This is a genomic window from Zoogloea sp. (assembly GCF_041904905.1).
Lineage (GTDB): Bacteria > Pseudomonadota > Gammaproteobacteria > Burkholderiales > Rhodocyclaceae > Zoogloea.
In genome coordinates, this window is the sequence record NZ_JAYRMI010000003.1 from 116,917 (window position 1) to 125,430 (window position 8,514).

Below are 8,514 nucleotides of genomic sequence, written 5' to 3' on the forward strand. Positions count from 1 at the left end.
CCACGACAGCCCGGAAAACCAGACCACCATGGCCACCCGACGCCCCGCGAAGTCCAAAGCGCCCGCCACCAAGCTGTTCGTCCTCGACACCAACGTGCTGATGCACGACCCCACCAGCCTCTACCGCTTCGAGGAGCACGACATCTTCGTGCCGATGATGACGCTGGAGGAACTCGACTCCAACAAGAAGGGCATGTCGGAAGTCGCCCGCAACGCCCGCCAGGCCAGCCGCTCCCTGGACGAAATCGTCGGCAGCTGCCCCGACGGCATCGAGGCCGGGATCAGCCTCGTCGGCCCGTCGGCCGAACTGGCCAGCGGCCGGCTGTTCCTCCAGACCGAAGCCATCGACATCAAGCTGCCCGCCGCGCTGCCCACCGCCAAGGGCGACAACCAGATCCTCGCGGTGGTGATGCACCTCTACGAGAAGTTCGATCGCAAACGCCCGGTGATCCTGGTGTCGAAGGACATCAACATGCGCATCAAGGCCCGCGCCCTGGGCTTGGCCGCGCAGGATTACTTCAACGACAAGGTGCTCGAAGACACCGATCTGCTCTACACCGGCACCAAGGAGATCGACGCCGCCTTCTGGGAAGCCAACGGCAAGGACATCGAATCCTGGAAGCAGGACAGCCACACCTATTACAAGCTCAAGGGCCCCGACACCGCCGACCTGCTCATCAACGAGTTCGTCTACCAGGAGGGCGAGCAGCCCCTGCAGGCCTGGGTCAAGGAGAAAGCCGGGCGCACCGTCACCCTTGAAACGCTGGTGGACTACTCCCACCAGAAGAACAACGTGTGGGGCATCACCGCCCGCAACCGGGAGCAGAACTTCGCCCTCAACCTGCTGATGAACCCGGAGGTCGACTTCGTCACCCTGCTCGGTCAGGCCGGCACCGGCAAGACGCTGCTCACCCTGGCCGCCAGCCTCACCCAGGTGCTCGAGACCAAGCGCTACTCCGAGATCATCATGACCCGCGTCACCGTGCCGGTGGGCGAGGACATCGGCTTCCTGCCCGGCACCGAAGAAGAAAAGATGGCCCCCTGGATGGGCGCGCTCGAGGACAACCTCGACGTGCTCAACGGCACCACCGGCGAGGGCGGCGAATGGGGCCGGGCCGCCACGCGCGATCTGATCCGCAGCCGCATCAAGATCAAGTCGCTCAACTTCATGCGCGGGCGCACCTTCATCAACAAGTTCCTCATCATCGACGAGGCGCAAAACCTCACCCCCAAGCAGATGAAGACCCTCATCACCCGCGCCGGCCCCGGCACCAAGGTGGTGTGCCTGGGCAACATCGCCCAGATCGACACGCCCTACCTCACCGAGGGCTCGTCGGGCCTCACCTACGTGGTGGACCGCTTCAAGGGCTGGCCGCACTCGGGCCACATCACCCTGCAGCGGGGCGAGCGCTCGCGGCTGGCCGACCACGCCGCCGAGGTGCTGTAAAGCCGCGGTGCGCGGCGTCAAGCTTTCGGCCCCACGGTCGATAAACGCACCAGCACGTCCGGCGGAGTCCGACTCCGCCGGATCGTTTTTGCAGACTCGACGATCCGCCGGGCCAGTCCGGCTGGAGGAGACAGGGCGGTGGCAGATTCCAGGCAGATCGACAGAAGGCCCCTGCGGCTGGCCTACTGGGGGCAGCTCATCGCCCTGCTCACAACCGCCCTGGTCCTCGCCTACCTGTCGTGGGCCAGCTATCGCGAGGCCATCGGCAAGGCCGAAACCACCTCCGGCAGCATCGCCCGGGTCAACGCCCTCGCCCTCGACACCACCCTCGGCACCGCCGACATGCTGCTGGCCGAAACCGCCGCCACGGTGGCGCCGCGCATGGGCAACCGGGCGGCGCTGGACGCCGCCTGGCGCGACGAGGCCCGTCGTCTGCGCCTCTACCTCTTGCGCATCCCGCAGCTCAACAGCATCCGCGTCTTCGACGCCAACGGCGACCAGCTCCTGACCACCGACCGGGAAGGCGCCGAGCGGCGGGTCAACGTCGCCGACCGCCCCCACTTCCAGCAGGCCCGCGACAGCGCCGACGCCGGGCTCATCATCTCCGACGTGGTCGTCTCGCGCACCACCAATCGCAACGCCGTGGTGCTGCTGCGGGCCATCCGCGACGGCGACGGGCGCTTCCTCGGCGCCGTCAGCGCGCCCCTCGACCTCGCCTACTTCGAGCGCCTGCTGGCCGACGCCCAGCTCGGCGTCGAAGGCACCGCCGCCGTTCGCCGGATCGACTCCGGCAAGATCGTCGCCAGCCACCCCTACCTCCCCGGCATCATCAACAAGATCGACCCGGCCCACCCCGCCCACCGCAAGATCGAAGCCGGCGCCGTCTCCGGCACCGTCACCGACACCGGCCAGTTCGACGGCGTGGAGCGCATCCTGGGCTTCCGGCGCCTGGAGCACTTCCCGCTCTACGTGGTGGTCGGCATCTCCCGCGCCGGCGTGCTCGAGACCTGGCAATGGCGCGCCCTCGCGGCGGGGGTGCTGGTCGCCCTCGCCCTGCTGTCGGTGAGCCTCTTCTACCGCCGCCTGGCCAGCGCCAACCAGCTCCTGGGCGGGGTGCTCGACGCCGCCTCCGAAGTGGCCATCGTCGCCACCGACCACCGGGGCCGGATCACCCTGTTCAACCACGGCGCCGAAAACCTCCTCGGCTACGGCGCCGACGAAGTGGTCGGCCAGCTGCGGCTCGACCAGCTCCAGCTCGCCCCCGCCACCGACACGCCCCGCGCCCAGCAAGCCTGGATGGGTCGGACCGAGCAGGTCTGCCGCCGCAAGAACGGCAGCCCGGTCGAAATCTCGCGGATCGTCACCCCCCTCGACGCCGGCGACCCCGGGCACTCCGGCTACCTCTGCGTCGCCCACGACATCACCGACAACCGGCGGGCCGCCGGCCTGCGCACCGCCCAGAACCGCGTGCTCGAGATGATCGCCAGCGACACCCCGCTGCCCCGCGTCCTCGACGAACTCGTGCGCGGCATCGAAGCCCAGGCCGACGGCCTGCTCGGCGCCGTGATGCTCTTCGACGCGCTGGCCGGCACCCTGCGCATGGGCGCCGCCCCCAGCCTGCCCGACGCCTACCGCCACACCGTGGACGGCCTGGTCATCGGCCCCCACCGGGACGCCGGCGCCGCCGCCGGTTTCCTCCACGACGCCGTGCTCATCGACGACCTGCAGACCGACCCGCGCTGGTCTCCCCTCCACGCCGCCGCCCTCGCCGCCGGCCTGCGGACCGTCTGGTCCACCCCCATCCACGACGCCGGCGGGCGCCTCCTGGGCATCTTCGCCCTCCACCGCGGCGAGCCGCCCATCGACGTCACCGCCGCCGCGCGGCTGGTGGACGTGGCCACCCACACCGCCGCCATCGGCATCGCCAGCGCCCTCTCCGCCACCGCCCTGGCGGCCGGAGAGAAGCGCATGCGGCTGGCCCTGCACGCCGCCAACATGGAAGCCTACGAATACGTGCCCGCCACCGACCGCGTGCACCGCAGCGGCGACCTCAGCCACGCCTGGGGGCTGGGCACCGAAGGCAGCGGCAACGACTACTTCACCCGCATCCACCCCGACGACCGCGCAGCCCTGTGCAACGCCCTCGGCGGGCTCCGCCCCGACAGCCCCGACTACGCCGTCGAATACCGCCTGCAGCTGCCCGACGAGCGCCACATCTGGCTGGCCGACTGGGCCAGCGCGGTGTTCGACGACGACGGCCGCATCGACCGCATCTTCGGCGTCTGCCGCGACATCTCCGGCCGCCGCGCGATGGAAGACGAGCTGCACCGCTACCAGCAACACCTGGAGCAGCTGGTGGCCGAACGCACCGCCCAGCTCTCCAGCTCCGAAGCCAACCTGCGGCTGATCCTCGAATCCGCCGCCGACGGCCTGTACGGCGTCGACAACCGGGGCCGGCTCACCTTCATCAACCCGGCCGCCTGCCGCATGCTCGGCCTCGACCCGGACGCCCTGGTGGGCCGCCACATCCACCCCCTCATCCACCACAGCCACCCCGACGGCCGCACCTACCCGGTGTGCGACTGCCCCACCAACCAGACCCTCAGCCACGGCCAGGTGATGACCGTCACCGACGAGGTGTACTGGCACAGCGACGGCCACCCGGTGCCGGTGATCTACTCCACCCACCCCATGATTCGCGACGGGCAGATCGTCGGCGCGGTGGTCAGCTTCATGGACGTCACCGAGCGGCGCGCCCTGGAAGAAGCCCGCGAGCAGGCCCGCCTCGCCGCCGAACGGCTGGCGCGGGTGAAAAGCGAGTTCCTCGCCAACATGAGCCACGAGATCCGCACGCCCCTCAACGGCATCCTCGGCTTCGCCCGGATCGGCCACCGGGACAGCGCCGACCCTCACCTGCGCAGCGTCTTCGGCCACATCCTCGACTCGGGCCAGCTGCTCCTGGGGGTCGTCAACGACATCCTCGACTTCTCCAAGATCGAGGCCGGCAAGCTCCACATGGAAGCCGTGCCGGTGGATCTGCCGCGCCTGCTCGAACGCAGCCTGAGCGCCTTCGACGAGCGCGCCCGCAGCCGCGGCCTCGCGCTGCGACTGCAGCTCGACCCCAGCCTGCCCGCCAGCTGCCGCACCGACCCCCTGCGCCTGGGCCAGATCCTCACCAACCTGCTCTCCAACGGCCTCAAGTTCACCGAAGCCGGCGAGGTGTCGCTCCACGCCGCCCTCGACGGCGAGACCCTGGTGTTCCGGGTTGGCGACACCGGCATCGGCATCGACGCCGCCCAGCTCGGCCAGCTCTTCAGCCCCTTCGAGCAGGCCGACAGCTCCACCACCCGCCGCTTCGGCGGCACCGGGCTCGGGCTGGCGATCACCAAGCGCATCGTCGACCTCCTCGGCGGCAGCATCTCGGCCACCAGCACGGTCGGCCGTGGCAGCACCTTCGAGGTCCGCCTCCCCAACACCCCCGCCGCCCGCCCCGCCATGCCCGACCAGCCCAGCGCCGCCGCGCAACCCGAACGCCTTGCCCGCATCCGGGTGCTCGCCGCCGAAGACAACGAGGTCAATCAGATGGTCCTGGAAGACATGCTGCTCTCCGAGGGCGCCACGCTCACCCTCGTCGACAACGGCCGCGCCGCCGTGGACGCCGTGCGCAGCCACGGCGCCGACGCCTTCGACGTGGTGCTGATGGACATCCAGATGCCCGAGATGGACGGCTACACCGCCACCCGGCAGATCTGCGCGCTGGCACCCGGCCTGCCGGTGATCGGCCAGACCGCCCACGCCCTGGCCGAAGAGCGCGCCAAGTGCCTCGACGCCGGCATGGTCGCCCACATCGCCAAGCCCCTCGACCTGGACAGCCTGGTGGGCCTCATCCAGAGCCACGTGCGCGCCCCGGCGCAGCCGGCGCCGGTGGCCCCCGCGCCGACGATCGACCGCGACGCCCTGGCCGCCCGCTACCCCGGCCGGCCCGAGTTCATCGCGCGGCTGCTGGGGATCTTCGCCGGCAGCGCCGCCGACCGGCAGGCCGCCCTCGACGCCGCCATCGCCGCCGGCGACCTGCCCCGGATCGTCGAAGTGGCCCACGCCCTCAAGGGGTCGGCCGGCAACATCATGGCTGCGCGGCTGGCCGGGCTGGCCCGCGAGACCGAAGCCGCCGCCCGCGACGGCCGGCCCGAAGCCCTGGGCCTGGCGGCAGACCTGCGCGCGGCGATTGCCGACGCGGTGGCCGAAATCGCCCCGCCGCCGGCCTGAACCCTCAGCCCCCCGCCGCCAGCCGGCGGGCCAGCTCGCCCAGCGCCGCCGTGTCCAGGCTCGCCGGGCTCACCGTGCGGCCGGCCGCCAGCCGCCGGTAAAGCCCCTCGCCGCCCCGGCGGTAGGCCGGGTCGTAGTGCCGCACCACCAGCTCGGCGGCCAGCTGCGACCACGCCCCCGCAGCCACCAGCGCCTTCCAGGCCGCCACCTGCTCGTGCCCGTGCTGCATCGCCAGCCGGTCGAGCTTGCTGCAGAAATCGGCCGGATCGGCGATCAGGTCGGCGTAGCGTTCAAGCAGGTGGGCCACCCGGGCCGCCAGCGGCGCGTCGATGCGCACGCAGTCCCCGTCGCGCAGGCGCTCGAACAAGGCCCCCGGCACATGCAGGCGGCCGATGCGCCGGCTCTCGGATTCCGTCCACACCGGGCGGGCCGGGTCGAGCCCGCGCAGCACCGACCACAGCCGCGTCTCGAACGCCTTCTGGCCCGGCTGGGGGGTGCCCGCCTCGCCGCCCAGCACCGACCCCCGATGGGCCGCCAGCGCCTCCAGGTCGAGCACCTGCTCGCCGGCCTCGGCCAGCGCCGCCAGCAGCGCCGTCTTGGCGCTGCCGGTGGGCCCGCACAGCACCCGGAAGCCCAGGCTCGCCGGCAGCGTCTCGAGATCGTCCAGCACCCGCTGGCGGAAGACCTTGTAGCCGCCTTCGAGCCGCCGGGCGGCCCAGCCTACCTGGTTGAGCACGATGGTCATCGCGCCGCTGCGCTGGCCGCCGCGCCAGCAGTAGATCAACGGTTTCCAGCCCTTCGGCTTGCTGAGAAAATGCGTCTCGATGGCGCTGGCGATGTTTCTCGACACCAGCGCCGCGCCCAGCTTGCGCGCCTCGAAGGGCGACACCTGCTTGTAAAGGGTGCCCACCCGCGCCCGCTCCTCGTCGTCGAGGACCGGACAGTTGATGGCGCCGGGGATATGATCCTCGGCGAACTCGGCGGGCGAGCGCACATCCACGATGGCGTCGAAGGCATCGAGCCTGTCGAGGCCCACGGAAAGATAATCTGGCTGGGAAGACACGGAGAGATTGAACCCGATGAATCAACTGGAACCGGAAAACGCCATGACTGAAGCGCCCCTGCGACTGACCGAATTGTCTCACGGCGGCGGATGCGGCTGTAAGATCGCCCCCGCCGTGCTCTCCGAGATGCTCACCCACCTGCCCGCGGCCCAGCCCTTCGCCAACCTGATGGTGGGCACCGAGACCGCCGACGACGCCGCGGTGTGGCGCCTCAACGACGAGCAAGCCCTGATCGCCACCACCGACTTCTTCATGCCGATCGTCGACGACCCCTTCGACTTCGGCCGCATCGCCGCCACCAACGCCCTGTCCGACGTGTACGCGATGGGCGGCACGCCGATCATGGCCCTGGCCATCGTGGGCATGCCGGTGAACAAGCTCCCGGTCGAAGCCATCGGGCGCATCCTCGAAGGGGGCGCCAGCGTGTGCGCCCAGGCCGGCATTCCGGTGGCGGGCGGCCACAGCATCGACTCGCCCGAGCCCATCTACGGCCTCGTGGCGCTGGGCATCGCCCACCCCGACATCATCAAGCGCAACGCCGACGCCAGAGAAGGCGATGTGCTGATCCTGGGCAAGCCGCTGGGCGTGGGCATCCTGGGTTCGGCCATGAAGAAGGGGGTGCTGGATGCCGACGGCTACGCCCAGATGATCGCCACCACCACCAAGCTCAACACCGTGGGCCCGGCGCTGGCGAAGCTGCCGGGCGTGCATGCGCTCACCGACGTCACCGGCTTTGGCCTCCTGGGCCACCTGCTGGAGGTGTGCCGCGGTGCCGGCCTTGGCGCCACCGTGCAGGTGGCCGACGTGCCGATGATGCCGGCCGCCGTGCCCTTTGCGAAGCAAGGCATCGGCCCCGGCGCCATCGCCCGCAACCTGGCCAGCTGCGGCGACGCGGTGCGTTTTGACGAGGGCGTGGCCGAATGGCAGCGCAGCGTGCTGGCCGACGCCCAGACCAGCGGCGGCCTGCTGGTGGCCTGCGACGCCGCCAGCGCCAGCGCCGTGCTGGAGACCTTCCGCGCCGGCGGCTTTGGCGACGCGGCCGTGGTGGGCCGCATGCACGCCGGCCCCGCCGAAGTGCGCATCGCGGGCTGACCCCCCGGGGGCGCCGCCGCCGCCCTTGCGCGCAAGGCCCGGCGCCCCGTCCGCAAGGCTTTTTGCCTTGCGCGCAAGGCCAGAAGCCTTGCCCCCCTCACCCCCCGCCTTGCGGCCCTCGCCCATTGCCTTGCCCGCCTCGCCCCCGGCCTTGCGCGCAGGGCGCCGGGCCTTGGGCGCAAGGCTTTTTGCCTTGCGGATGACGCGGGATGCCTTGCGGGCAAGGGTGGATGGCTTGCGCCCGGGGCTATGCGCCTTGCGCGCAAACCTTGACGCCCCGGCCGCAAGCCTGGGGGCCGGATGCCCGGCGGAGCGGGCCTTGCGGGGGTGGCCGGCGGACCCGGAGGACGGGCCTTCGGAACCGGAGGGCGGCCCTCTGGACTCGGAGGACTGGCCTCTGGCCCGGGGCGCACGGCGGCGGGCCCCGGCGCGGGGGCGCGGAGCCCCGCCGGTGCAGCCGGGGGGCCGGCCTCACCGGCGCCGGGCGACGGCCCCCTCAAAAAACCAAACCCGCGTTCCGCCGGGAGGGAGGGCGGAACGCGGGTGGCTTCTCAGGGAGACGCAGGCAGTCAGGCAAGACGCCGGATCGAAGGGCACTTTCAAGCCCGGCGCCCCGGCACGCGGCCTGCGCGCGCACCGGCAGGG

At 71.4% G+C, this 8,514-nt stretch carries 4 protein-coding genes; 3 read left to right on the top strand and 1 reads right to left on the bottom strand.

Features of this window, described 5'->3' with window-relative positions; translation table 11 throughout:
* Positions 1 to 28 precede the first annotated feature (28 nt).
* Both ACE3N6_RS01940 and ACE3N6_RS01945 read left to right on the top strand, forming a co-directional pair.
* Positions 29 to 1,447: a PhoH family protein gene (locus ACE3N6_RS01940; RefSeq protein WP_374243478.1), complete on the top strand. Its 1,419-nt coding sequence runs from the start codon at positions 29 to 31 to the stop codon at positions 1,445 to 1,447.
* Positions 1,448 to 1,585: 138 nt separating this feature from the next.
* Entirely contained in the window at positions 1,586 to 5,713 is a 4,128-nt protein-coding gene (locus ACE3N6_RS01945) for a PAS domain S-box protein (RefSeq protein WP_374243479.1), read from the top strand.
* 4 nt (positions 5,714 to 5,717) lie between these two features.
* Here the strand turns inward: ACE3N6_RS01945 and mnmH are convergent, their stop codons facing one another.
* Positions 5,718 to 6,776 carry a tRNA 2-selenouridine(34) synthase MnmH gene (gene mnmH / locus ACE3N6_RS01950; RefSeq protein WP_374243480.1) on the bottom strand — a complete coding sequence of 353 codons (1,059 nt, stop codon included), beginning with the start codon at positions 6,774 to 6,776 and terminating at the stop codon, positions 5,718 to 5,720.
* A gap of 43 nt (positions 6,777 to 6,819) precedes the next feature.
* Here mnmH and selD point away from each other — a divergent pair, with 43 nt between their 5' ends.
* Complete coding sequence (selD, locus tag ACE3N6_RS01955; RefSeq protein ID WP_374243481.1) at positions 6,820 to 7,869, top strand: selenide, water dikinase SelD; 1,050 nt, start codon at positions 6,820 to 6,822, stop codon at positions 7,867 to 7,869.
* The last annotated feature ends 645 nt before the right edge of the window (positions 7,870 to 8,514 follow it).

Excerpts from the sequence above, each read along its gene's own strand:
- selD (WP_374243481.1), top strand. The coding sequence starts at position 6,820 with ATGACTGAAGCGCCCCTGCGACTGACCGAATTGTCTCACGGCGGCGGA.
- ACE3N6_RS01940 (WP_374243478.1), top strand. The coding sequence starts at position 29 with ATGGCCACCCGACGCCCCGCGAAGTCCAAAGCGCCCGCCACCAAGCTG.